This window comes from Pantoea sp. DY-17, assembly GCF_019795975.1.
GTDB lineage: Bacteria > Pseudomonadota > Gammaproteobacteria > Enterobacterales > Enterobacteriaceae > Pantoea > Pantoea leporis.
In genome coordinates this window covers 656,001-680,036 of the sequence record NZ_JAIMIG010000001.1, presented here as the reverse complement: position 1 = coordinate 680,036, position 24,036 = coordinate 656,001, and the positions used below count along the sequence as shown (strand labels likewise).

Genomic DNA, 24,036 nt, shown 5'->3' with positions numbered 1-24,036 from the left:
ATATATCTCAGGACAATATAATATGAATAAAGGCATCTACTACTACGTGACGATCAGTACCGATCAGGAAGGTTATCATCTTCTGCATCGGAAAGAGTGCAAACGCTTACCCGTAAAGGAGGACATGGTATTTATTGGCACTCTATATAATTTAAATCAGGCATTATCAACCGCGCGTATTAATTTTAAAAAGGTTAAGCCCTGTATTAAATGTTGTATTCGTTACTCTGCTCCAATTATTCACGAATCAGTACGCCCGGTATTGCATTTCCCGCAGAAAATAGCCTGACCGGTTGGGCGGTTGAATTTCACGCAACCGCCCAACTGATATTTCCTCTCCGCCCTGCACTTCACGATTTTTCGTCTATCCTTCTGTGAAATCCCTTTTTTACAGACATGGAGTTGATGATGAGCCTGTTTACCACCCTTGAAGAAGCCATTGAAGCCGCTCGTGAAGAGTTCCTCGCCAGCCAACCAGAGATCGCTGAAGAAGATGCCAGTGTAAGCCAGTTCGCCCTGCAGAAGTACGTGATGCAAGATGGCGACATTATGTGGCAGGCCGAATTTTTCGCTGAAGAGGATGGTCAGGGTGAATGCCTGCCAATCTCAAGCGGAGACGCCGCACAAGCCATCTTTGATGGCGATTTTGATGAAGTCGAACTGCGTCAGGAGTGGCAGGCGGAAAATACGCTGCACGAATGGGACGACGGCGAGTTCCAGCTGGAACCACCGCGTGACCTTGAAGAGGGCGAAGCGGCGGCACAAGAGTGGGAAGACGACAACAGCCCTTCTGACAACCTGTAATAACGTTTATTCGTACGGACCGTGACTGGCATCGACGGGCAGTAACAGCGTGTCCATCACCAGCGACAGCGGCAAATCGATAATGGTTAGCACGCGCCACGGTCCGTCACGAACGTCCCACTGCACGCCGGGATAATATTGGTTGCCGTGACCTTGTCCGGGAAAGGTGCGGCTGATGATACTGCCACAACCGGTGAGCAGAAGAATGGCGGCGCTGAGCGCGGTTATTTTCAGGAAATAATTCACAACATTTACTCACAATGAACTGGCATTAGTTTAACCATCTCGCAGGGACGATGACCACTCCTTAACACGTAAAGATTGCGTCATATTTCTGGCGAAAAAAAAGCGGCATTTCTGCCGCTTTCTACTTTCTCATCCTCAGCGCTGTGGCAGCGCCTCTGGATTGAGCTTCAGCTTCTGATAGCTTTCCACCCACTGATGATATTTGTCCGCGCTTTCCCACAGGCGTGAGTGCACACGAGCCAGCACCACCGGATCGCTAATCAGCTGCAAACGCTGCTCGCGATTCAGTTTCTCTGGCGCATCGCTCAGTGCCTGATCGACACGACGGTCACGCGCATGATCCAGTAAATCGCTCTGCTTATGACGCGATGTTGCCATCGCTGTCGCCAGCGCGTTAAACGCCGGGTTAAACAGTGCATGCATAAAGCCATTTTTCAGCGCGCGTTGACGATTGATCTGCAGATAGTGATCGGTATCAACCAGCTCTTTAGGTGGCTCATACTCTTCCGGGATCAGGAACAGTTTGGCGTTCTTACTCTTCTGCCCTACCGTTGCACGGCTCGACATCACCGATACAAACGGCGACAGGATCAGCGAGACGACGATCGGCGACAGCCACCACAGGAAGTTCAGATCGAGGAAGCCCATACCGCCCGCCCACACCAGACCCAACAGCATCTGTGAACCATGACGACGGAAAGCTTCGCTCCACGGCGTCGCATCATCATCACGCTGCGGCGAGTTCCACACCACTTCCCAGCCAAGGAACGCGCTGACCACAAACACGGTGTGGAACAGCATGCGCACCGGCGCCAGCAGCACTGAGAACAGCATCTCCAGAATCAGCGAGAAGAACAAGCGGATGGCGCCACCATAAGGTTTAGCTCCCTTGAACCAAATCAGCACCACGCTCAACAGTTTCGGCAGGAACAGCAGCACCAGCGTAGTTGAGAACAAGGCTATCGCCAGATCGGGACGCCACTGCGGCCACACCGGGAACAGCTGGCGTGGTTGCAGGAAGTAGGTCGGTTCCATCAGCGTGTGCACCACCTGCAAGGCAGTAGAAAGCGCGAGGAACATGAACCACAACGGCGCAGAGAGATAGGACATTACGCCCGTCAGGAACACCGCACGGTGAACCGGATGCATCCCTTTTACCAGGAACAAACGGAAGTTCATCAGGTTACCGTGGCACCAGCGACGGTCACGCTTCAGCTCATCCAGCAGGTTCGGCGGCAGTTCTTCATAGGAGCCTGGCAGATCGTAGGCGATCCACACACCCCAACCGGCACGACGCATCAGCGCGGCTTCAACGAAGTCATGCGACAGGATCGAACCCGCGAAGGAACCTTCACCCGGCAGCGGTGCCAGCGCACAGTGCTCGATAAACGGTTGCACACGAATGATGGCGTTATGGCCCCAATAGTGTGATTCACCCAACTGCCAGAAGTGCAAACCAGCGGTGAACAGCGGACCGTACACACGGGTAGCAAACTGCTGGCAACGCGCATACAGCGTATCCATGCCTGACGCTTTCGGCGAAGACTGGATAATACCGGCGTTCGGGTTAGCATCCATCATGCGCACTAAACCGGTAAGACACTCACCGCTCATTACGCTGTCGGCGTCCAGCACCACCATGTAGCTGTAGTTGCTGCCCCAGCGACGGCAGAAGTCATCGATGTTGCCGCTTTTACGCTTCACACGACGACGACGACGACGATAGAAAATCTTGCCGGCGCCACCGACATCACGCACCAGCTCCATCCAGGCTTTTTGCTCGGCGATGGCGATATCGGCATCGTAGCTGTCGCTCAGAATGTAGACGTCAAAGTGTTCAGCATTGCCAGTACGTTTGACCGATTCCCAGGTCGCACGCAGGCCAGCAAACACCCGTTCTACATCTTCATTACAGATCGGCATGATCAGCGCAGTACGGTGTTCCGGATTCAGTGGCTCATCGCCGGTAGTCGAATACGAAATACTGTATTTATCGCGACCGATCAGCAGCTGCAGGAAGCCCATCAGCGCGGTCCAGAAACCAGCAGAAACCCAGCAGAACAAGATGGCAAACAGGAACAGAATCCCGGTCTGCAGGATGTACGGCAGTATCAGCTCAACCGACTGCAGCCAGTTCTGGTTGAACATCTCGATAGGATCGATCAGCGTCCAGCCTTGATACGGCAGAATGGTTTTCATGTACCAGGTTGCCACCACGGTCTGCAGAATCGTCAGAATCAGCAGTACGTAACGACGCATGGAGCCAACGTGGCGCCACTTGTCCTCGTTTTTCTGCTCTTCAACGGTGGCATAGCGTGGGGTGGATTTCTGGCCGCGCAGGGAATCCCAGGCACGCGCAATCGGGTTGGTGCGCCAGATCTCCGGGAACATCAGCGAACGCTTCACTTTCGGCATCGCCTTCAGTGTGGTGCGATCAAGATAATCCTTGCTGAGCTGCTGACCATCCGCCAGTGAGTCCGGCCAGGCCATTTGCACACGGGATGACACCGATTTCAGCGGCGCATCATCCGGGCGCTCGCTGGCGGCGTTGTCTTGCCCCAGCGACGTATGAATAGCGTGGAACGCCTGCGCATTCTGCAGCGAATCGCTGAGACGGGCGCGCCCTGCCGCATCAAGCGGCAGAGCCTCCACGTAAGATTGAGGTAGAAATATCGATTTATTCATTGGCAGGTAGCTGATAGCTCCAGGTTTCCGTCAATGTCTTGTCGCCGCTCACCAGCGCCGCACGCATCTCAGTCGGCTGCTTGTTATCTTTCACTCGCAGACGCAACACCAGACGCCAGCCTTTGGTCACCGGGTTGTAGCGCACACTCTGCTCAACCACGTCAGCGTTGTTACCCACGCTCACCTGCGGCGCCACTTGCGTATTTTCCGGCAGCTTGCTCATCGCTTTGCCAACGAAATCCACGGTGAAGGCGATAGAACCATCCGGCTGACGCACCAGATTCGACTGCTTCACATCACCGGCAGAGCGCAGCGTGTCTTTTACCCAGGCAATGTCGTCTGAGTGCAGCTGATTCTCGTCACGGGTGAAGTGCAGACGATACTGGAAGTTCATCTCTTTGCCCGGCTCTGGCAGTTTTTCCGGCGTCCAGAACGCAACGATGTTGTCGTTGGTTTCATCGGCAGTTGGAATCTCTACCAGTTCAACACGGCCTTTACCCCAATCACCCTGCGGCTCAACCCAGCCACTAGGGCGCAGGTCGTAGCGATCGTCGAGATCCTGAAAACGGCTGAAATCACGCGTGCGCTGCAGCAGACCAAAACCTTTCGGGTTCTCAACGGTAAAAGTGCTAACCGCCAGATGTTTCGGGTTATTTAGCGGACGCCAAATCCACTCACCGTTACCGGCATGAATCGAAAGACCATTCGAATCGTGCAGCTCTGAACGGAAGTTGGTCACCGGTGAAGGCTGGTTTGCACCAAACAGGAACATACTGGTCAGTGGCGCAACGCCCAGTTTGCCGACGTTATCACGCAGATAAACTTTGGATTGCACATCAACCGTCGATTCTTTGCCCGGTTTGATGATGAAACGATAGGCACCGGACGCGCGTGGCGAATCCAGCAGCGCATAGATCACCAGCTGTTTGTCCTGCGGTTTTGGACGCTCAATCCAGAACTCTTTAAAGCGCGGGAACTCTTCGCCCGACGGCAAGGCGGTATCAATCGCCAGTCCACGTGCCGAAAGACCGTACACCTGGCCCTCGCCAATCACACGGAAATAGCTGGCGCCGAGGAAGCTGGTGATCTCGTCGTCTTTGCCTTTTTTATTTAGAGGATACAACACCTTAAACCCAGCAAAGCCGAGGTTTTTGACTGCATCAGCATCGTGTTTTACGTTGCCGAAATTGAAGTAGTCAGGGTTATATTTAATTTCACGTACTGAAGACGCCGTCACTTCATTGATTTTCACCGGCGTATCGAAATACATGCCCTGATGATAGAACTCAAGCTTAAACGGCGTGCGCAGTTTGCCCCAATAAGCTTTGTCGTGGTTAAACTGGATCTGCTGATAGTCAGCAAACTTCATTTCACGAAACTGAGAGGGTAAATTGCTTTTTGGCGCTTCGAAACTTTTCCCTGCCAACGCCTTGGCTTGTTTTGCAACATCATCAATGTTAAACGCCCAACTATTGTTGGCATACATAGCCAGCAGAACTGCCGCGCCTACCCAGCGCATCTTTACCAGTCCCACTTTATTATTCACATTATTCAGCACATCCCCCCCTTTCGTGTGCTTAGATCAAACCCGATTATCTTAAAGGATTATTCGGTTTTCCGACAGCGTATGTAATAGATTGTTCCGCTGATTTGTAAGCTGAAAATGTGCTTTTAGGATAATTAAACCCCGCAAAATCACATACAGATTCACCTGATAGTATACCCTGTTTACAGCCGGTAGAATTTTCCTTCGGCATAATCCGGTTTCAGGGCGAAACCGGCAAGTAAACTGACTATTGGAAGATTATGAGTTCAGCTAAACCCGAACGTGAATATTTCCTCGATTCGATTCGCGCGTATTTAATGTTATTGGGCGTGCCTTTTCACGTCTCCCTGATTTACTCCACGCAGAAATGGGCCGTGAACAGCCATGACGCCTCAATGTGGTTGACGGTGCTGAACGACTTTATTCACGCCTTCCGCATGCAGGTATTCTTTGTTATTTCAGGCTATTTTTCCTACATGCTCTACTTACGCTACCAGCCGCAGCGCTGGTTGAAAGTGCGTCTGGAGCGTGTCGGCATCCCGATGTTGACTGCCGTGCCGCTGATTACTTTGCCGCAGTTTTTCATCACGAAAAATCTCACCGATAAAATCGGCGACTGGAACAGTTTCTCGCTCTACAACAAGTACAACACGCTGGCGTGGGAGCTGATATCTCATCTGTGGTTTTTACTGGTACTGGTGATTCTGACGACGTTCGGTATGGTGGCGTTTCGCTGGCTGAATAAGCAGCAGCGCAGCATCGATTATCAGCAAATTGGCTGGGGTAAATTGACGCTGGCGCTACTGACTTATGCCTTAATTTGGTGTGCGTTCCGCCGCGTGCTGTTTTATTTCGTTCCGGCCGTATTTGCCGATGGCCTGTTCAGCATTGCCGTGATGCAAACGCTGATGTTCCTGCCGTTCTTTATGCTGGGTGCGTTGAGCTGGAAGCATCAGGCGCTGAAAGCGTTGTTTGTGCGCTTTAATCCGGTGATGTGCTTTGGCGCTATCGCGGTATTCATCGCCTATAGCCTGAATCAGCGCTATAGCAGCGGTGAAGGTTGGCTGTATGAAATCGATATGATCATTTCGACGCTGATGGGGTTGTGCATGCTAAACGTCTGTTTTAGCTTCGGCCATAAGCTGCTGAACAGCCATTCGCCGCGCATCATGTATCTGGTGAATGCCTCGCTGTTTATCTATCTGGTACACCATCCGCTGACCATTTTGTACGGCATCTACATCACGCCGCACATCGGCAACAACACGCTCGGCTTCTTCGTCGGCTTACTGATGGTATTTGGCGTGGCGTTTACGCTGTATGAAATCCATCTGCGCATTCCGCTGCTGCGCTTCCTGTTCTCCGGTAAGCCGCAACGCAAATGAAAAAAAAGGGCCCGCTACGCTGGCCCTTTTTATCTAAAGCAACCACTCAACCGGCAAGCGCCACACCAGTCGCACCAGCAAGCGCTGCAGCAGCGTGCATTGCGGTTCGTGTTTGTGCACCACTTCGCCCTGCTCGTTAGCAAACTCGACCCAATTGACGCGTCCCCACTTATCCAGACGTAGCGTCCATGCGCGATCGCGCATCCCGGCAATAAAGCGCTGATGCGTTTGCTGCGCCAGGGCTTCACTCTCAATCACCAACCCCATTTCGGTGTTCAGCATGGCGGAACGCGGATCGAAATTGAACGAGCCGATAAATACTTTGCGATTGTCCACGGTGAAGGTTTTGGCATGCAAACTGGAACCTGAATTACCGGTGATACCGCGATCGTGTGGCGCGGTTTGCGGATTGTCCTGCGGCTTCAGTTCATACAGCGCGATGCCGTGGCGCAGCAGTTTTTTGCGCCAGCGCGCATAACCGGCGTGCACCACCGTGACGTCATTGGCCGCCAGCGAATTGGTAAGGATGGCAATCTTCACCCCGCGCCGCTTCAATGCCAGCAGCTGCGCCACGCCAGATCGCGTCGGGACAAAATAGGCCGAGATAATATCGAACTGCTGCTGCGGCGTGCCGATGACCTCTAGCATGCGCTGCGGCAGTAAACTGCGGCGTTTTGCTTTGCCGAGCCCTTTACGCGGATCATCACTCAGCAGGCGCGATTCCGCCCACGTCATCTCCAGCTCGCCCTGCTCCATCTGGCTAATAAACGACGAGTGCTCCAACCGTGCCAGATAGCGCTCCACCGCTTCACTCTGCTGCCACTCTTGTGGCAAGCGCACCGCCTGATGCGCATCGCCGCTCACATCAACAACCTTGCGCAGCGGCGATACCGCTTTACTGCGCCAGTAGCGTTCGAAATCCTGCGTCACTTCGTCGACCACCGGACCAATCGCCAGGACATCGAGATCGGTAAACAGTGGTTCATCGCCGGTGCCAAAATATTCGTCGCCGATATTGCGCCCGCCCACCAGCGTCGCCGCGCCATCCACTGTCAGGCTCTTATTGTGCATACGTCGATTGAGGCGGGAAAAATCGGTGAGATAACCGAGCGCGCGCAGCGTGCGGAACGAGAACGGATTAAACAGGCGCACCGCGATATTGGCGTGGCGATCGAGTTCCGCCAGCGTCTCATCCAAACCCGGTGTGTTATTGTCATCCAGCAGCAATCGCACTTTCACCCCGCGCTCGGCGGCGTCCAGCAGCGCGCTGAACAGCAAGCGGCCGGACATGTCGTTGTGCCAAATGTAGTACTGCACATCAATGGTGTGCTGCGCCATGCTCATCAACTGATAGCGCGCAGCAAAAGCGTCCAATCCATCGTTAAGCGGATGGATGCCGCTCATGCCCGGATGTCGTGCGCAACGCGCCTCAACACTCGGTTTCAGCCGGTTGCCCGAATGTTCTTCAGGCGGCAAAGAGGTTGCTGCTTCACTCATAGTGAATCCCTGAAAGCTGTGGACCTATTATTGTTGGTATCAATGCGCGAAGAAGCAATCGGAGGCTTCCTTTTCTGCCCAATGGCGCACCGTCAATTTAGTCTAGACTTAGCCAGGCGTTCTGCATTCTGCATCCGGCGCTCAATGTGAGGAGAGGATTATGACTCAGCAATCCCTGCGCCATCACCCTCAGCTGTTCCGCAGTTTCTTTCAGGGCAGTTTTCCCTGTTCAACCGCCCGTCGCGCAGGCGGACGTCGGCTCGATATGGTGATCAGCAGCGGCCACGACATGCTGCTGGAGAAAGATTATGCCGCACTGGCGCAGGAAGGTTTGCACACCGCGCGCGATGGCGCTCGCTGGCATCTGATTGAAGCCGTGCCCAATGAATATGACTGGCGCACCTTTCTGCCGATGGTGCACGCCGCGGCGCGTCACGATATGCAGATTATCTGGGAGCTGGCGCACTTTGGCTATCCCGATCACCTGGATATCTGGAAAGCCAGCTTTATCGATCACTTTGAACGCTTCGCCCGCGCCATGGCGCAACTGATGCGCGATGAAGGCATCGAAAAGCCCTTTTTCACGCCGATCAATCAGATCTCATTCTGGTCGTGGGCCGGCGCGGATGTTTCCTGGCTCGATCCCTACGCCAGCGATCGCGGTCGTGAGCTGAAGCGCCAATTAGTGCGCGCCTCGCTGGCGGCGATGCACGCCATTCGCGAGGTTTATCCCGATGCCCGCTTTGTGCTGACCGACCCGCTAGTGCAGGTGGCGACCGATCCCGATAATCCTGACAGCAAACCTTACGCTGACGCGCAGCATCAGGCGCAGTTTGAAGCCTGGGATTGGATTGGCGGACGCGATGCGCCGGAACTGGGTGGCCGCGCGGATTTCCTCGATATTCTGGGTCTTAATTACTATCCCGACAATCACTGGTTTTTCTCAGGCGAAACCATGCCAATCGACCATCCGACGCGCCAACCGCTGCACCGTTTGTTAATGCAGTGCTGGCAACGTTATCAGCGCCCGATGATTCTGGCCGAAACCGGAGCCGAAGGTGATGCGCGAGCGCCCTGGCTGCGGCAGATCAGTGAAGAAGCGCGTCTGGCGCTGGATCACGGCGTGGCGCTGGAAGGGATTTCACTCTATCCGGTGGTGGAGTATCCGGCGTGGGCCGACGATCGGCGTTCAACGGGTGCGCTGTTTGGCCTCGGCGATCCCAATGGCAATCGCACCCTGCATGAGGCGCTGGCGCTGGAGTTGCGCAGTCAACAGATTAAGTGGCAGAACTGGCAGACAAAAAGCTAGGACTGTTGCGTAGTGGCGGGTTTTTGCGGGCAGGTTTGCACATCGAGTGAAGGATCCGCGGGGTGACGCACGTCGGTGAGCCAGGTCATGGTGAAGAGAAACACCACGCCAATTAAACAGGCGGAGAGCAGGCCAATTATGGCGATCAGTTTGTCATCGCTGGATTCCATCGACATCTCCTTACAGGCTTCCTTTTCCCGGTGCTGACCTTAACTCATCCACAGCGTAATCATCAGGACGAAGATTATAAGCGTAACCGAAGTGACTGCAAGCACCACAATGGCGAAGAGCGCGTCGTCGAGCGGCTGCCGATAAGGTTCGTCGTGGTCGTCTGGTGGTGCAGGTGAACTCATGATGACTCAAAAATAAAGGCGAGTTTTCGCGCAGGATTGCCGCACAGAGTGTAATGCAATGCGCCCTAAGTTACAGGAAAATTTCTGGCGGAGAAATAATGGGGCGCAGGCGCGCCCCATTGGAGAGCAGATTAGAAATCGTAGCTGAGTGAAACCTTCACCGTGCGTGGTTCACCCTGCGACAAATAGGTGCCGCTGTCATCAACATTGGCCCAATATTTCTCATTCGTGACGTTATCCACGCCCACGCGCCACACCATATCGTTCTGGTTAACCTTCATGCGGTAACGCAGACCCAAATCCAGCGTGGTGTAGTCATCCAGCTTCATGTTGTTTGCCAGGTCGGCATATTGTGAACCGGTGTAGTTCAGCAATGCCGTGGCGGTCAAACCGTCCACCGGCTTGATGTCATACTCCGCACCCAGCGCCGCAGTGAAACGCGGTACGCCGATGGCATTTTTGCCATCCTGATCGCTGTCACCGGTTTTGGTCATATCCGGATCGATCCAGGTGGCGCTGCTGTTAAGACGCAGGCCCAGCACCGGCTCACCGAATACGTTCAACTCCACGCCACGGTTGCGCTGCTCGCCATTCAGCCGATAAAAATTGTTGTTCTTGATGCCGACTGGCTGCTTGATTTCAAACAGCGCCAGCGATCCGCCGACGCGACCAAAATCCGCCTTGACACCCACTTCGTTCTGCTTCGCATGCACGATGCCGGTCACGCTACCGTAGTTATTAGTACCAAACGGCGCAGCGGTGCCTGGCGTCAGCGATTCAGTATGGTTGGCATACAGCGAAATATTTTGCGTGGCTTTATACAGCAAACCGTATGCCGGCAACCAACGGCTGCTGTCGAAACGTGTCACGGTATCTTCAACGCCGTCATAACCGTAGTTACGCACCACCACTTTTTGATGACGCGCGCCGACGGTTGCCAGCAAGGTGTCATCAAAGAAGCCCAGCGTATCGCTCAGCAGGTAGCCTTGCGAACGTGAACGGTAAGTGGTCAGCGGATCGCTGAATTTAGCGCCACCGGCGAACACGCTATCCGGTTCAGCCACATCCTGCGGGTGATAAATATTCACGTTGGCATCGTTGCCATACGACATGCGATAGCTGTTTTTCGCATTCGTGGTCATCGCCGAATAACCGAAATTCACTTTATGCGTCACCGGACCGGTGGTGAAATCACCACGCAGGCCAACCATGCCGCTCATGTTGTCCTGCACGCGATTGGTGCGGAAGCGACCAATGGTGGCGTTGCCGGCGCTGTCGAGGATCTTCGGAATGCCGTAGTTGCCCACTTCATGTGTGTGCTGCGCGCCGAGGCCCGCATAGGCGGTCCACTGATCGGTCAGATCGTATTCGGCTTTCGCCAGACCAAACTCCGACTCGATATCGCTGAACACCCACTTCTGGCTGTAGTTTTTCGCGTTGGACGGCACATCAGGAATGAAATCGATGCCGCTGATGTTGACGCCGTTACGCGCATCGTGGAAGGTCTTTTTCTGGTAGCCAACGTCGAGCGACGTACGCAGACGATCGCCACGATAATCCAGGCCGAGTGACGCAGCGGTGGTGCGTTTTTTCTCGCCATCTACCTCGGTGCCGCCTTCGCGGTTAACCGCATTCAGACGCACGCCAAACTGATTATCGTCGCCAAAACGACGACCAATATCGGCGGTGCCGCCCACCTGGGAACCGGACGTGTAATCCCCCCCGATGCGCGTCAGCGGCGTATCATCAGCGTGCTTCGGCTCGAGGTTAATCATGCCGCCGACGCCGCTCTCCGCCGAACCGTTCAGCAAGGCGTTAGCCCCTTTGAAGATCTCCACGCGATCAATCAGCGAGGCATCCATCACCTGACGCGGCACGATACCCGCCAGGCCGCCGTAGGTCATGGCATCGCCGTCCAGCTTGAAGCCACGAATGCGATAGCTCTCGGCAAAGTTGCCGTAGCCTTTCAGATTCTGCACGCCAGCATCGTTGCGCACCACGTCACCGATGGTTTGCGCCTGCTGATCCTGAATCATTTTCGAGGTAAAACCGATGACGTTAAACGGCACGTCCATGGCGTTCTGCTCACCCAGCATGCCAAGGCGGCCGCCGTGTGCAACCTGACCATCGAGGAAAGCCGGTACCAGATCATTTCCGCCTGGTTTGAAATCGGTTTGCGGTGTCGCGGTCACGGTCAGCGTCTGCTGCTCGTTTTTCGCGTCAGTTGAGGTTGTGGTGTTGGTGGTAGCAGCCATCACTGGCAAACAACCGGCGCTGACCATTACGGCCAACAGCGTCGGTTTCAGTCCGGGATTGAAAGGCATAGCGCGCATGGGATCCCCTAATGCAAACGAAGTGATAATCATTATTATTGCGGTTTGCGATTATGCGCAGTCGTTGTGCGAAAGCAAGAAAAATCCCACTTTTTGCGTTCATATCATCGAGGAGTGGTGCAATAGGTACCCTGCCCGGTCTTGTAGGGTCGCCATTCATTCATGGCGACCAATGCTTATCACTGAAGAAAGGGTTTTGCTTTGACTAGGTAGCGGGCTCTGACACATCTGCTGCGTCACGGGCCGTCCTCGCGCCGCTAGCGCGGTGCCTTCGGCTTCCACGTCGTGCCAACGGACCGTTCGCGGATCGGCCTTCCCTGGCCGACCCCGAACTGCCTCACGCATCCATACGTGAGGCTCCTGGCCCAACGTAAAAGCCTCAGCGCTGCGAATAGCCCTTTTGCCGCAGCAGACGCGCCAGCGCCTCTGGCAACTGTGCCCTTTTCAACAACATGTACCGAAGCATCCGGCATGCGTTCGTCGCGGACTTAACTAACAAGCGCCATTCATGGCGACCTGCTATCAGCCTTCGCGCCAGCGTTTAAACACCAGCGAAGTGTTAATCCCGCCAAAGGCGAAGTTATTGGATTGGATGTAATCTGTCTCAATCTGGCGCGCTTCACCGATGATGTAATCAAGTTCACCGCATTCAGCGGCCGGTTGTGACAAATTCAACGTCGGCGCAAACCAGCCTTCACGCATCATCTCAATGCTCATCCAAGCTTCCAGCGCCCCGCACGCGCCCAGCGTATGGCCAAAGTAGCTTTTTAGCGAAGAGATTGGCGTGCTGTTGCCATAGATCGCTGCGGTGGCCTGACTCTCGGCGATATCGCCGCGATCGGTGGCGGTGCCGTGGGCATTGATATAGCCAATCTGCTCCGCTGTGACGCCGGCGGTTTTCAGCGCGCGCTCGATACAAATCTGCATGGTTTCACGCTGCGGCTGGGTGATATGCGCGGCATCGCAGTTGGTGTGGAAACCCACCAGCTCGGCATAAATGGTGGCTCCGCGCGCCTGCGCATGTTCCAGCGATTCGAGGATCAAGGTGCCTGCACCTTCGCCAATCACTAATCCGTCGCGCTGCTGGTCGAACGGCGCGGGCGACGTGTGCGGCGCGTCGTTACGCTGGCTGGTGGCGAACAGCGTGTCAAACACCGCCGCTTCGGATGGACACAGCTCTTCCGCCCCACCCGCCACCATCACGGTTTGATAACCGTGACGAATCGCTTCCCACGCATAGCCGATCGCCTGGCTGCCCGACGTACAGGCGCTGGACGTCGGGATTACCCGGCCGCGCAGGCCAAAGAACAGGCCCGCGTTAACGGCGGTGGTGTGCGGCATCATCTGCACGTAAGTGGTGCCGGTAATGTTGTTGGTGTGCTTTTCCGTGAGCATAGTGGCGAATTCACTCACCGGTCCGGTGCTGCCGGTGGAGGAGCCGTAAGCAATGCCGGTTTCACCGCTGGTCAGCACCGGATGATCGATCAAACCGGCCTGCTCCAGCGCGAGTTCGGTGGCGCGCGTCGCCATCAGTGAGACGCGCCCCATCGAACGAATGCGTTTGCGCGTGTAATGCGCTGGCGGCGTAAAGTCGTCCACCGGCGCGCCGAGCAGCGTGTGCAAGCCGTCGTACACTTGCCATTCCGGCATATGGCGCACCGCATTTTTGCCCTGTTTGATCCGCTCAGCCACCGCGCTCCAACGCTCACCAAAAGCGGTCACGCCGCCCATGCCGGTTACCACTACGCGCTGAATCACAGCATACCTCCATTGATTGAAATCACCTGACGCGTGACGTAGCCCGCGATGTCGGACATTAAGTAGCTGGCCAGTCCGGCGACTTCATCCGCCGCGCCCATGCGCTTCATCGGGATCAGCTTCATCGCCTCGTCAATCACCAGCGGCTCAAGATCGGTCATGCCGGTATCAATTAAGCCGGGCGCGATGCAGTTAACGGTAATTTTGCGTTTCGCCAGCTCAATCGCCAGCGCTTTGGTGGCACCGATAATGCCGGCTTTGGCCGCGCTGTAGTTGACCTGGCCGCGATTGCCCATGATCCCCGATACCGAGGAGAGCGTAATAATACGTCCGCCCTTGCGCAGGCCAATCATCGGCATCACGCACGGATGAATCACGTTGTAGAAGCTGTCGAGATTGGTGTGGATCACGCTGTCCCACTCGTCATCGGTCAGCGCCGGGAACGCCGCATCGCGCGTGATGCCCGCATTGCTCACCACGCCGTAGTAGGCGCCGTGTGCGGCGATATCCTGTTCCAGTGCGCTGCGTGTGGCATCGCGCTGCGCCACGTCAAACTGCAAGGTGCGCCCACATCCGCCCGCCGCCTCAATCTCAGCCAGCGTCTGCGCGGCACCGGCGCTGTCGCGATGATAATGTACCACCATTTCAAAGCCATCCTGCGCCAGACGCAGTGCGATGGCGCGGCCAATACCTTTACTTGCGCCGGTCACTAAAACGCTGCGTGTCATGGCTGAACTCCTTGTTGCAATTGAATTAACTCGTGTTCATTGGGCTGATAGGTATTCAGCCGCCCGCTGGCGATGATCGCCTCGCCGCAGCGGATCTCCCCTTCAAAGCTGCCCAATCGGTCGTCACGCATCAGCAGGCGCATCTCAACGCGCAGCGTGCTGTTGGCGGCGAAAGCGGCGCTGCTGGCACGATAACCGCGTCCGCCAAGCAGCATGCCGGGACGAATCTCATCGCCGCCGCGCTGACGCGCATGAAAGCCCGACCAGACGCCAACGGTCTGCGCCATGATCTCCACGCCGTACCACGCCGGTAAATCGCCCTGTGCGGTGAGAAAAGGGGCCAGCACGCCTGTCGCGTTGATACTGACTGCGCAGATCACGCTGTCGTCGGTAACCTGGATGACGCGATCCAGCAGCAGCATCGGCGCGCGATGCGGCAGATAAGCATCGACCGGCAGAAAATCACTCATGAGGCTTTCCTACAATCAGGCAGGTATTGTTCCCGCCAAAAGCAAACGAATTTGAGGCAATCACCGGGCGCGCCAAAGGCTGTGGTGCGGTGATCAAACCGCATGCCGGCAGCGAAGTATCGCGTGCCGCCAGCGAGAAATCCTGTGGCGGCAGCGGCAGCTGCTGCTGCAGAATCAGTGCGGCTAAAGCCGCTTCGGTGGCGCCCGCCGCGCCCAGCGTGTGGCCGGTCAGGTGTTTGGTTGAACTGCACGGCACGCGTTCACCAAACAGGCGATGAATCACCGCAGATTCCACCTGATCGTTCAGCGGCGTGGCGGTACCGTGCAGGTTGATGTAACCAACATCCTGCGGCTGTAAACCCGCCTGTTGCAGCGCCATCAGCATAGCGCGCTCGGCGCCGACGCCTTCAGGATGCGGTGCCGACATGTGCCACGCGTCCGACGATTCACCGCAGCCGAGCAGCGCCAGCGGCTGCTTTTCGCGCGTCAGCAGCAGCAGCGCGGCAGCTTCACCAATCGAAATGCCGTCGCGATCGGCGCTAAACGGCGCGCAGTGACGTTCAGAAAGCGAATCCAGGCTGGCGAAGCCATTAATCGGCATGCGACTCAGCGAATCCGCGCCGCCCACCAGCGCCACGTCCGCTAAACCAGCATCAATCAAACGTTGGCCGCTGATTATGGCGCGCGCACTGGATGAGCAGGCAGTCGAAATGGTGTAAGCCGGACCGTCCAGCGCTAAAAAATGCGCCAGGAAGCGTGATGGATCGCCAAGCTCCTGCATGCGGTAATCGTAGCCCGACAAGGCGTCATCCACCTGACGATCGCCTTCATCAACGCCGGAGGTGCTGGTGCCAAGCACAATCGCCACGCGATCGCGCCCATATTGCGCGATCGCCGCATCCACTGCCGGGCGTATCTGCCCCAGCGCGGCCAGCAGCAGCTGATTGTTGCGGGTGTTATGCGCCGCCAGCGCGGCAGGAATCGGCGGCAATGCGCCCTGCACTTCACCCAGCCAGCAGCGTTTGCCGTCTTGCAGCCAGCCGTCGCGCGGTTGCATGCCGGGCGCGAGGCCCGCTTGCAACTGCGCGGCAATGTGCGCCAGGTTATTGCCCAGCGCATTCACCATGCCAAAGGCGGAGATGTAGATCATGATGACGCATCCAGATGTTGGATTTGAATCTGATAGCCAAAAGCGCGTTGATCGATGCTGATCGGCTCACGCAACTCGCCGCGCTGCAGATAGCGAATCAGCGTTACCACCTTGCCAGAGGGATCGCGCAGCTCGCGGCGATCGTCGATGTCGGTCAGCGTCCAGCCGCGCGGCAGCTGCGGCTGCCATGCGCTGATCGGCCAGTGGCTTAGCATCACATCCGCCAGCACCTGACTGGCGGGCGGCATTTCCGGCAGCGCCATCATCTGCTGCGTGTGAATGCCGTTTTTATCATAGGTAACGCGGAACAGGCGAATGCCAAGCGATGACAAACCGGCGAGGCTCAGCTGCTGTGAATCCGCGCTCAGCAGCACCAGCAGCGACTGGGTTTTGCCTTTGGCGTGACCGGTCAGCAACTGCTGCTGCTGAAACGCGGGCGAGATGCCCGGCGCCGGCAGCGTGACGCGCACGCCCGGCTTCAACCAAGCGGTTGGCCGGTTGAGGTCGTTCTGATGCTGCGCGCAGCCGCTTACCAGCAGGCTAAACAGCAGCAAAATGCCCATTTTCATCGTTGCTTCCTTTTCCCCGGAGCCAGCGCCAACGGCGCCAACAAGAATGCACAAAAAATCCCGCTGCACAGCACGGTGCCAAAACCGCTGATGGCGGCGGTGCTGCTGAACACCAGCATGCCGAGCGTTAACAGCGTGGTCATCATCGCCAGCGTCACCGCCAGCATTGAGGTTAACGGCGTGCCGCGTGGATTGCTGAAGAACAGCGTGTAGTTAATGCCGATGCCCAGTACCAGAATCAACGCCAGCAAGGCAAACAGATTAAGGCTCGCGCCAATCCAGCCCAAGGTCGCCAGCGCCGCCGCCAGCGACAGCCACGACGGCAGCGCGCTGCGCATCCCGGCTTTCACACCCAGCCGCAGCATGTAGCTGGCGGTAATCAGCAATAACGCCAGCGCCAGCAATCCGCTCAGCAGCGTGCGCCAGAAGCGGAACAGATCATCATAGCTGGCCTTGCGGTCGACCCAACTGACGCCCGGCTGCTGGGATGCCAGCTGCTGCAACGCAGCGCTGTTTTTAACGCCGCCGATCGGCACCAGCACGCTGCTGCGTCCGTCCGGCAGCGACAGCCACAGCAGCCGCCAGCCTTCACTCAGCGGGCTCGCCAGCCAGTCGGCGGCGGTCACCGGCATGGCGCTGAGATTGGCATTCGCTACAGTAATGTCCGCCTGCTTCAATCGATCCAGAATGGTGGGTGCAGCCTGCTGTAGCAGCGCTACATCCTGCTGCTGCTGCGCCAGCGAACTGAGCGGCAGCACGCGATAACTTTTGAACCAGCCTTGCTGCTGCGCCTGCTGCAGCTTCGGTGTTAGCGCGCTCAGCCGTTGCAGCGCTTGCTGTTCATCATCGCCCCACACCACAAACCAGGTTTGATCGGCCTGCTGACCGGTGAGTTGCGCCAGCTGACGATCCTGCGCTAACAGTTGCGCCGGGGCGCTTTGCAGATGGGCAATATCATCATCGACCTTGAGTTGTAGCATGCCGCTCAGCGCATAGATCGCCACCAGCGCCGGTAAGCCGCGCTTCAGCCCGTTATTGCGCCGCCACGCGGCCAGCCAGCGCGCCAGCCATACCATCGCCGGAATCGGCCGCACCGGTAAACCGCGTACCAGCCACGGATAAAAACAGATCACCGTCAGGCAGGAAGCACTTAATCCGCTGGCGGCAAATACCGCCAGCTGGCGCAAGCCGGGGAACGGTGCCAGCAGCATCAACAGCCAGGCAATCGCCGTGGTGCCGAGCGCCAGCAGCAGCGTGCCGCGCACCTTATGCAAACTTTGCCACGGCGTGGCTTGCTCGCCGTGCACCATGCGTTCCGTCAGATAGTAGAGCGTATAATCGGCCGAAATACCGACAATGCTGAGGCTCATCACTAAGGTGGTGAGATGCAGCTCACCAAAACAGAGCAGCGTCAGCACCGTGCCCGCCATCGCGCCCATCGCCACCGACAATGCACAGAGCGCCAGCGGCCGTAATGAACGGAACACCAGCCACACCAGCAGCAGCAACCCCGCTAACGTTGCGCTGCCGAGGGTTTCGACATCATGCTGCGCGCGCTGGCTGGCATTGTCGCTAAACAGCACCGTGCCACGCGTCAGCAGTTGCGCATCCGGCCAGCGGGTTTTCAGCTGTTGCTCCAGCTGATTGAGCGCAGTCACCAGCTGGTGGCTCTCTTTGATACTGAAAGCATTGCTCGCCAGCTCGCCGTGCATGAAATACCAGCGGCGCTGCTGCGCATCCTTGACCGTCAGCCAGCCGTTATGCAGCAGCATTTTGTTGGCGTTCTGCTGCATCGCAAGTTGCGCGCCGCGCACCAGCAGCAGCGGATCGTGGCCGATCTCTTGGCTGCCGACGCCCGCGAAGGCCGAGAACAGCTGCGCCAGAATCCAGTCGGCCTGCGCGTCACCACCGTTCTGCAGGCGCGCGCGCGTGGCCGCATCGATCAAGCCGTTGCGATGCTGAAACGCATAGGCACCCCAGCGCTGCATCTGATCATCATCCAGTTCGCCGCTCACCTGTTTCAGCATCGGCAAGGCTTGCAGCTGCGCTTGCCACCAGGCCGCAACCGCATCGCCGTCGTGATCGTTGGCACTTACCAGCCACACCAGCTGACGATCGAGGCGCTGCATAAAGCCGTGCTGGATCTCCGCTGGCGCCTGGCCGAGGTTTTGCTGCGGCAATAACGCCAGCACGCTGCTATTCAGCTGGCTGCGCGGCAGCAAAACCGCCAGCGCCAGCGCTAACGTCAGGCACACCGCCAGCCACAGCAGCGCAACGGTTTTTTCACTGCGCTGGGGCAAAACGGGCTCGCTCTTCATCGGTTAACTGTTTCGGTTCGGTGCGGGTAGCGCTAAGGGTGATCTCGGTTTTATCTCCCTGCTTATCATCCAGCGTGATGCGATTAAGAAACGCCTCGCCTTGCAGATCGATACGGTTAAAGATCTTATTTAGCGGCGCGGCTTTCGGCGTCAAACCAAGTTGCCAGCGGTTGTTGCCCAGATCGTGGAAATCGAGCGCAAAATTCTCACGCAGCACCTTTTCATCCGCCTGGAACAGCGCGCGCAACAGATGGTTAAACTGGAACATCTGCGGATTGCTGTCGGCGGTGATCACCTGCGGCGGCTGGCCGCTCATGCTCTGCACCATGCGCTTATCATCAAGGATTAGCATCAGCGGGAACGGCGTGGCTTGCTGCCACCACAAACCCTGCTGCTGGGCGATCAGCAGCTGACCGCGTGACACCAGCGGCTGCGCCATCCCGGCAATGGTGCGCACCTGAACAAAATTGGCGCGGATCACCGGTTGGCTGGCAAAGCGCTGTTGCAACTGCTCGAGCGTGACCGCGCTGGCGTTGGCGCAGATCACCAGCAGCAGCAGACAAAGGGTTCTGATCACGGTTTCACTCCCAGGCGTTCAAACAGAATATCGGGCGAGACAAAACACATCTCTTGGGTCGCTGCATTGACCGCCACCTGCAGCGTGTGGGCTTTGGTGGTCACCTGCCCCGCCGCGTTGCGGATCACATAATCAATGCGTAAACGGTTTTCGTATTCGCTGATACTGGCGATGACGCGCACCACCTCTTCGCAGCGCAGCGGCTGGCGGTATTTCACATGGGTATCGACCACCGGCCAGACGTAACCGCTGGCGGCCATTTCGCCGTAGCTGTAATTGACGCTGCGCAGCAAGGCTTCGCGCGCCACTTCAAAAAAGCGGAAATAGTTGCCGTGCCACACCACGCCCATCGGATCGCAGTCGTGAAACGACACGGTAATGTCCACCTCAGCGCGGTAGTTGCTTTCACTCATCGCGGCTTTTCTCCTCGGGCAACGTCCAGAAATCGTAAAAGTTAAACCAATCCAGCGGCGCCATCAGCGCGTGCTGTTGTAACCGTTCGGCGTAGCGATCGACGGTGGCCTGTAACGCCTGCTGGCGCTGGGCGCGCGGCAGCGAGAGCGGATCGGCAAAGGCTTCGCAGTGCACCCGCAATCGCCCCTGTTCGCGCAGGGCGAACATCAGCAGCACTGGACAGCGCAACGCCGCCGCCAGCACAAACGGTCCCTGGGGAAACGGTGCAGGATGGCCCATAAATTCACTCCACACCACGCGACGCTCGCCGCCGCGCTGGCGATGCACGGCGGTACGATCGCCAACAATCGCCACCCATTCACCGGCATCGAGTTTTTGCTGCAGCAGAATGGCGGTGTCCGGACCGATATCGGTGACCGGCAGCAGATTGACGCCCGCCTGCGGTGCAATGCTCTCCAGCACCTCGCGGAAGCGTTGCGCATTGTCTGTAAACACCAGCGCATTAATCACCAATCCGCTGACCTGTTTGGCCATCGCGCGGCAGGCTTCGATATCACCGAGATGCGAGGCCAGAATCAGATGGCCTTTGCCCTCGGCGGCGCGAATGGTGGCTTCCGCACCTGGCGCGAAATCAATGTCGCGCCCCCATTGCAGATCACCGCGCCAGCTAGCGACTTTATCCAGCATGCTGTAGCCGAAACGCAGAAAGTGACGATAGCTGCTGAGCGGCGCAGGCAGCGCGATGTTCTGCCGCTGCGCCATCGCCCGCACTCGCGTCAGCCACTGCTGCGAGGCGGCGCGCGCGGTGCGCCCGGTTAGCCAGTAAACCGCCACCACCGGCCACAGCAGCAAGATAAAAGGTAAGCGTCCGGCGCGGCGATAGAGCCACAGCATAAAGCGCAAACCGCTCTGCCCGCGCCGTTCCGGCGTCGCCGACCAGTGTTGCGCAGCGCCACGCTGACGCAGCAACTGCGGAATGCGCGGCAACATGCCGAAGAACAGCCGCGTGTGCATCCATGAGATGCGCAGGTTGTCCCGCAGCGCATCAAAGTGCGATACGCCGCTGGCCGGATAGGTCACGCGCGTGGTGATAAAACGGCTCGGCGTGCCCTGCCAATAGAGGCGCACCATGATTTCGGTGTCGAAATCCATGCGCTGACCAATGGGACGGCGATCGCACAACGCCAGCGATGGCGCGAGCGGATAGACGCGGAAGCCGCACATGCTGTCTTTCAGCGAGAACGACAGCGTTTCCACCCACACCCAGAAATGGGTGATGTAGCGGCCATAGAGGCGCGATTTGGGAATCGAGGCGTCGTAAAGCGGCTGACCGGAGATCAGACAGTGCGGATAACGCTGCGCTTCGGCCAGCATACGCGGCGTGTCTTCCACCTGATGCTGGCCATCGGCATCGAGTTGCAGCGCGTGGCTGTAACCCGCCGCCGCCGCCGCGCGCATCCCGGCAATCACCGCCGCGCCTTTGCCCTGATTGTGGGGTAGCGTCAGCACCTGCAACTGTGGTGCCTCCAGCGCCCCAATCTGCTGTTTGGTGGTGGCATCGCTGCCGTCATCCACCAGAATCACCGGCAAGTTGAACGGTGCCAGCCGCGCCAGCACCAACGCCAGCATCGCGCCGTGGTTATAGCAGGGAATCAGCACACAAGGCGTGAAGTGAGAACTCAACACAGGCGGATCTTCCCGCTGCTGGCCACCGTCGCCACGTCCCCGTTGATCAGGCTGTAGCTGAAACTGAGCAGCGATTTTTCTGCCTGCCACTGCAGCTGTAACGCCAGTTCGGCATCCGGCGGCACCGGCTGCTGGAACTTGATATTGTCAATCGCGGCGAAAGATTTACCGATGGCTAAACGCGTCAGGCCGTAATGCAGCGCCCAGTCGAGCTGCGCCACGCCGGGCAGAATTGGCAGCGTCGGGAAATGGCCGCGAAACCAAAAGAGATCGGCAACAACGTGCAGGCGCAATGTCAGTGCATCGCCCTGCTGTTCGGCATGCAGTTCAACCGGCAGCATCAAATAACTCCTCAATTTGTGGCCAGGCGCGTTTACTTTGTGCGGTGACAGGAATCGACGTCACCACGCGCCAATAGCGCGGAATCGCCACCGGCTCCAGCCAGGGTTGCAGGGCGCGTTTCCACTCAATTTTTAGCTGATGCAGCGTCGCCGCATCCAGCATCTCAGGCAGCGCCAGTACCACGCCAATCGCGTGACGACCGTGACGCTGAATCGCCAGCGCGGCGGCATCTTCCACGCCGGGCAACGCCAGCAGGCGGCGTTCAATTTCACTCAGCGATACGCGTTTATCTTCGATCTTCACCACGCGATCCTGACGTCCCGCCAGCTGAAACTTGCCGGACGGTTGCTGCACGATACGATCGTCGAGCGCGCAACCGGCGTCGGTTTCCAGCAAGGCGGAAAATACCCGCCAGCGTCCGGCGTCCTGCTCACGCAGGGTAATCTGCGGAAAACAGTGCCACAGCGCGTTCTCCTCACGTGCAGAGCGCCAGCCAATCACGCCGGTTTCGGTGCTGCCATAAATTTCATCAACCGTGCAACTCAGTGCCTGTTGCGCATGCTGCGCCGCCGTCCACGGCAACGCGCCACCGGCGGACACGATCAATTCGCAGCGCGGCCCGGCCAATGCAGGATCGAGACGCCGCAGAAACGCGGGGCTGCTGATAAACGCGTAGCGACGATCGGGTGAATGATCGGCCAGCTGTTCACTGTAGAAAATTTGCTGCGCGGCAAAGGGTAAACCCAACGCCATCGGCAGCACGATGCGAAAACTCAGGCCATACAGATGTTGATGGCTGACGGAGGCAATCACATGGCAATCACGTAAGCGTGCGCCCCACAAGCTGGAGAGCCAGCGGGCTTCAAGATCCAGCGCGCGCAGCGATTTCACTACGCGACGCGGCGTGCCGGTCGAACCAGAGGTGAACAACACCAGCGTGGCGTCGGCGGCGATTGGCGGTAACGCACCGCTCGCCAGTGCGTCGTCCCAGCGCAGTTGCGGCAGCGCGACTGCCAGCGGCATATCACTGATCACGCCATCCAGGCTGTCGGCCATCTCTTCCAGCTGGGCCGCGCGACAGTGTCCGGGGATCACCGGCGTTTTACCGGCGTGCCACAGCGCCAGCAGCGCGGCGGTAAACGCATAGCTGTTATCAAAGCACAGCGCCCAATATTGGCCGGGCTGGTTTTGCAGCCGATCGGCCAGCGCCCGCACCTGCTGACGCAAGGTGTGCAGCGTATGTTGCTGTTGGCCGTGCCAGGCCACCATGCGATCCGGCGCGCTGAACCAGTCGCGGAGGCTATGTAAGTTCATGCCTGTTTCCTTATACGCTGACGCAGCAGCCATTCGCCGCCCATCAGCGTGCCCATCAGCAGATAGCTGATGCACCCATTCCAGAGTGTCCAAAGCGTGACATCATTGAGCAGGCAGGTGAGCAGCGCCACGCTGCCGTTGAAGATGAAAAAGCCGCACCACACTTGCGTCACGCGGCGGGTATAACGCACCGCGCGCGGTGGCAGATCCGGTTCGCGCAGCCGTGCCAGCCGCTCTACCAGCGGCATGGGGCTCCACAGCGACGCGCCAAACAGCAGCAGCATCGATGCATTGACCACCAGCGGATACCACAGCAGCAGATGTTGCGATCGCAGCAGCAGGCTGGCGAGGCATAACGCGCTGCCCACCAGCGCCAGCAGTAGCATCACACGCGCCATCGGCCCGGCGGCGCGGCGCAGCGTCCAGACGCGCAGCACAAACAGCAGCGCCAGCAGGCCCGTCACGCCGCGCCACTGTGGCTGGGTGAGGGTTAACCACACCAGAAACGGCCACGCCAGCAGCGCCGCTCCGTTTAGCAGCCGCAGCAGCATG

Annotated in this window: 22 protein-coding genes; 4 read left to right on the top strand and 18 right to left on the bottom strand. The window is 57.8% G+C overall.

Annotation, left to right across the window (positions count from 1 at the left end; all coding sequences use genetic code 11):
* Nucleotides 1–22: 22 nt before the first annotated feature.
* Both K5Y33_RS03260 and K5Y33_RS03255 read left to right on the top strand, forming a co-directional pair.
* Nucleotides 23–289 carry a hypothetical protein gene (locus K5Y33_RS03260; protein ID WP_008103132.1) on the top strand — a complete coding sequence of 89 codons (267 nt, stop codon included), beginning with the start codon at nucleotides 23–25 and terminating at the stop codon, nucleotides 287–289.
* A 119-nt stretch (nucleotides 290–408) separates the two neighbouring features.
* Nucleotides 409–804: a MysB family protein gene (locus K5Y33_RS03255; protein WP_101760867.1), complete on the top strand. Its 396-nt coding sequence runs from the start codon at nucleotides 409–411 to the stop codon at nucleotides 802–804.
* A gap of 6 nt (nucleotides 805–810) precedes the next feature.
* On the opposite strand, the gene K5Y33_RS03250 is transcribed toward K5Y33_RS03255, so the two are convergent.
* The 3 genes from K5Y33_RS03250 to K5Y33_RS03240 form a co-directional block, all read right to left on the bottom strand.
* Nucleotides 811–1,050: a YceK/YidQ family lipoprotein gene (locus K5Y33_RS03250; protein ID WP_110865906.1), complete on the bottom strand. Its 240-nt coding sequence runs from the start codon at nucleotides 1,048–1,050 to the stop codon at nucleotides 811–813.
* Nucleotides 1,051–1,185: 135 nt separating this feature from the next.
* Nucleotides 1,186–3,735 carry a glucans biosynthesis glucosyltransferase MdoH gene (gene mdoH / locus K5Y33_RS03245; protein WP_101760869.1) on the bottom strand — a complete coding sequence of 850 codons (2,550 nt, stop codon included), beginning with the start codon at nucleotides 3,733–3,735 and terminating at the stop codon, nucleotides 1,186–1,188.
* The gene (locus tag K5Y33_RS03240; RefSeq protein ID WP_222233847.1) at nucleotides 3,728–5,263 is read right to left on the bottom strand and encodes a glucan biosynthesis protein G; all 1,536 of its coding nucleotides are present in this window, start codon (nucleotides 5,261–5,263) and stop codon (nucleotides 3,728–3,730) included. Before K5Y33_RS03240 ends, mdoH begins: the two co-directional genes overlap by 8 nt.
* A 278-nt stretch (nucleotides 5,264–5,541) precedes the next feature.
* Between K5Y33_RS03240 and mdoC the strand changes: the two genes are divergently transcribed.
* On the top strand, nucleotides 5,542–6,666 hold the full coding sequence (gene mdoC / locus K5Y33_RS03235) for a glucans biosynthesis protein MdoC (RefSeq protein WP_222233246.1): 1,125 nt from the start codon (nucleotides 5,542–5,544) through the stop codon (nucleotides 6,664–6,666).
* 33 nt (nucleotides 6,667–6,699) lie between these two features.
* On the opposite strand, the gene K5Y33_RS03230 is transcribed toward mdoC, so the two are convergent.
* Nucleotides 6,700–8,163: a phosphatidylserine/phosphatidylglycerophosphate/cardiolipin synthase family protein gene (locus tag K5Y33_RS03230; RefSeq protein ID WP_101760872.1), complete on the bottom strand. Its 1,464-nt coding sequence runs from the start codon at nucleotides 8,161–8,163 to the stop codon at nucleotides 6,700–6,702.
* Between the two features lie 160 nt (nucleotides 8,164–8,323).
* Between K5Y33_RS03230 and K5Y33_RS03225 the strand changes: the two genes are divergently transcribed.
* Complete coding sequence (locus tag K5Y33_RS03225; RefSeq protein WP_222233245.1) at nucleotides 8,324–9,472, top strand: beta-glucosidase; 1,149 nt, start codon at nucleotides 8,324–8,326, stop codon at nucleotides 9,470–9,472.
* Here the strand turns inward: K5Y33_RS03225 and K5Y33_RS03220 are convergent.
* From K5Y33_RS03220 to K5Y33_RS03155, 14 genes are all read right to left on the bottom strand, one after another.
* Nucleotides 9,469–9,642 carry a hypothetical protein gene (locus tag K5Y33_RS03220; RefSeq protein WP_167391168.1) on the bottom strand — a complete coding sequence of 58 codons (174 nt, stop codon included), beginning with the start codon at nucleotides 9,640–9,642 and terminating at the stop codon, nucleotides 9,469–9,471. The two genes, K5Y33_RS03225 and K5Y33_RS03220, sit on opposite strands and share 4 nt — an antisense overlap.
* Before the next feature lie 314 nt (nucleotides 9,643–9,956).
* Nucleotides 9,957–12,158, bottom strand: coding sequence for a TonB-dependent siderophore receptor (locus K5Y33_RS03215; protein WP_222233244.1), 2,202 nt, complete (start codon nucleotides 12,156–12,158; stop codon nucleotides 9,957–9,959).
* 522 nt (nucleotides 12,159–12,680) lie between these two features.
* Entirely contained in the window at nucleotides 12,681–13,916 is a 1,236-nt protein-coding gene (locus K5Y33_RS03210) for a beta-ketoacyl-ACP synthase (protein ID WP_192413685.1), read from the bottom strand.
* Entirely contained in the window at nucleotides 13,913–14,644 is a 732-nt protein-coding gene (locus K5Y33_RS03205; protein WP_176970799.1) for a 3-ketoacyl-ACP reductase FabG2, read from the bottom strand. Before K5Y33_RS03205 ends, K5Y33_RS03210 begins: the two co-directional genes overlap by 4 nt.
* Entirely contained in the window at nucleotides 14,641–15,114 is a 474-nt protein-coding gene (locus K5Y33_RS03200; RefSeq protein ID WP_222233243.1) for a 3-hydroxy-fatty acyl-ACP dehydratase, read from the bottom strand. The genes K5Y33_RS03205 and K5Y33_RS03200 overlap by 4 nt, the downstream gene beginning before the upstream one ends.
* Entirely contained in the window at nucleotides 15,107–16,264 is a 1,158-nt protein-coding gene (locus K5Y33_RS03195; protein ID WP_222233242.1) for a beta-ketoacyl-[acyl-carrier-protein] synthase family protein, read from the bottom strand. The genes K5Y33_RS03200 and K5Y33_RS03195 overlap by 8 nt, the downstream gene beginning before the upstream one ends.
* The gene (locus tag K5Y33_RS03190; protein WP_222233241.1) at nucleotides 16,261–16,833 is read right to left on the bottom strand and encodes a DUF3261 domain-containing protein; all 573 of its coding nucleotides are present in this window, start codon (nucleotides 16,831–16,833) and stop codon (nucleotides 16,261–16,263) included. Before K5Y33_RS03190 ends, K5Y33_RS03195 begins: the two co-directional genes overlap by 4 nt.
* On the bottom strand, nucleotides 16,830–19,151 hold the full coding sequence (locus K5Y33_RS03185; protein WP_222233240.1) for an MMPL family transporter: 2,322 nt from the start codon (nucleotides 19,149–19,151) through the stop codon (nucleotides 16,830–16,832). Before K5Y33_RS03185 ends, K5Y33_RS03190 begins: the two co-directional genes overlap by 4 nt.
* Entirely contained in the window at nucleotides 19,117–19,725 is a 609-nt protein-coding gene (locus K5Y33_RS03180) for an outer membrane lipoprotein carrier protein LolA (RefSeq protein ID WP_370445552.1), read from the bottom strand. Before K5Y33_RS03180 ends, K5Y33_RS03185 begins: the two co-directional genes overlap by 35 nt.
* Nucleotides 19,725–20,141: a thioesterase family protein gene (locus tag K5Y33_RS03175; RefSeq protein ID WP_222181781.1), complete on the bottom strand. Its 417-nt coding sequence runs from the start codon at nucleotides 20,139–20,141 to the stop codon at nucleotides 19,725–19,727. The genes K5Y33_RS03180 and K5Y33_RS03175 overlap by 1 nt, the downstream gene beginning before the upstream one ends.
* Nucleotides 20,134–21,828, bottom strand: coding sequence for a glycosyltransferase family 2 protein (locus tag K5Y33_RS03170; RefSeq protein WP_222233239.1), 1,695 nt, complete (start codon nucleotides 21,826–21,828; stop codon nucleotides 20,134–20,136). The genes K5Y33_RS03175 and K5Y33_RS03170 overlap by 8 nt, the downstream gene beginning before the upstream one ends.
* The gene (locus K5Y33_RS03165) at nucleotides 21,822–22,169 is read right to left on the bottom strand and encodes a beta-hydroxyacyl-ACP dehydratase (protein ID WP_110865895.1); all 348 of its coding nucleotides are present in this window, start codon (nucleotides 22,167–22,169) and stop codon (nucleotides 21,822–21,824) included. The genes K5Y33_RS03170 and K5Y33_RS03165 overlap by 7 nt, the downstream gene beginning before the upstream one ends.
* Entirely contained in the window at nucleotides 22,156–23,484 is a 1,329-nt protein-coding gene (locus tag K5Y33_RS03160; protein WP_222233238.1) for an AMP-binding protein, read from the bottom strand. The genes K5Y33_RS03165 and K5Y33_RS03160 overlap by 14 nt, the downstream gene beginning before the upstream one ends.
* On the bottom strand, nucleotides 23,481–24,035 hold the full coding sequence (locus K5Y33_RS03155) for a hypothetical protein (protein WP_110865893.1): 555 nt from the start codon (nucleotides 24,033–24,035) through the stop codon (nucleotides 23,481–23,483). Before K5Y33_RS03155 ends, K5Y33_RS03160 begins: the two co-directional genes overlap by 4 nt.
* Nucleotide 24,036 lies beyond the last annotated feature (1 nt).

Bases quoted from the DNA above. Each gene is read 5' to 3' on its own strand.
- K5Y33_RS03260 (WP_008103132.1), top strand. From the start codon at position 23: ATGAATAAAGGCATCTACTACTACGTGACGATCAGTACCGATCAGGAA.
- K5Y33_RS03255 (WP_101760867.1), top strand. From the start codon at position 409: ATGAGCCTGTTTACCACCCTTGAAGAAGCCATTGAAGCCGCTCGTGAA.
- mdoH (WP_101760869.1), bottom strand. From the start codon at position 3,735: ATGAATAAATCGATATTTCTACCTCAATCTTACGTGGAGGCTCTGCCG.
- mdoC (WP_222233246.1), top strand. From the start codon at position 5,542: ATGAGTTCAGCTAAACCCGAACGTGAATATTTCCTCGATTCGATTCGC.
- K5Y33_RS03230 (WP_101760872.1), bottom strand. From the start codon at position 8,163: ATGAGTGAAGCAGCAACCTCTTTGCCGCCTGAAGAACATTCGGGCAAC.
- K5Y33_RS03225 (WP_222233245.1), top strand. From the start codon at position 8,324: ATGACTCAGCAATCCCTGCGCCATCACCCTCAGCTGTTCCGCAGTTTC.
- K5Y33_RS03220 (WP_167391168.1), bottom strand. From the start codon at position 9,642: ATGGAATCCAGCGATGACAAACTGATCGCCATAATTGGCCTGCTCTCC.
- K5Y33_RS03215 (WP_222233244.1), bottom strand. From the start codon at position 12,158: ATGCGCGCTATGCCTTTCAATCCCGGACTGAAACCGACGCTGTTGGCC.
- K5Y33_RS03205 (WP_176970799.1), bottom strand. From the start codon at position 14,644: ATGACACGCAGCGTTTTAGTGACCGGCGCAAGTAAAGGTATTGGCCGC.
- K5Y33_RS03200 (WP_222233243.1), bottom strand. From the start codon at position 15,114: ATGAGTGATTTTCTGCCGGTCGATGCTTATCTGCCGCATCGCGCGCCG.
- K5Y33_RS03195 (WP_222233242.1), bottom strand. From the start codon at position 16,264: ATGATCTACATCTCCGCCTTTGGCATGGTGAATGCGCTGGGCAATAAC.
- K5Y33_RS03190 (WP_222233241.1), bottom strand. From the start codon at position 16,833: ATGAAAATGGGCATTTTGCTGCTGTTTAGCCTGCTGGTAAGCGGCTGC.
- K5Y33_RS03185 (WP_222233240.1), bottom strand. From the start codon at position 19,151: ATGAAGAGCGAGCCCGTTTTGCCCCAGCGCAGTGAAAAAACCGTTGCG.
- K5Y33_RS03175 (WP_222181781.1), bottom strand. From the start codon at position 20,141: ATGAGTGAAAGCAACTACCGCGCTGAGGTGGACATTACCGTGTCGTTT.
- K5Y33_RS03165 (WP_110865895.1), bottom strand. From the start codon at position 22,169: ATGCTGCCGGTTGAACTGCATGCCGAACAGCAGGGCGATGCACTGACA.
- K5Y33_RS03160 (WP_222233238.1), bottom strand. From the start codon at position 23,484: ATGAACTTACATAGCCTCCGCGACTGGTTCAGCGCGCCGGATCGCATG.
- K5Y33_RS03155 (WP_110865893.1), bottom strand. From the start codon at position 24,035: ATGCTGCTGCGGCTGCTAAACGGAGCGGCGCTGCTGGCGTGGCCGTTT.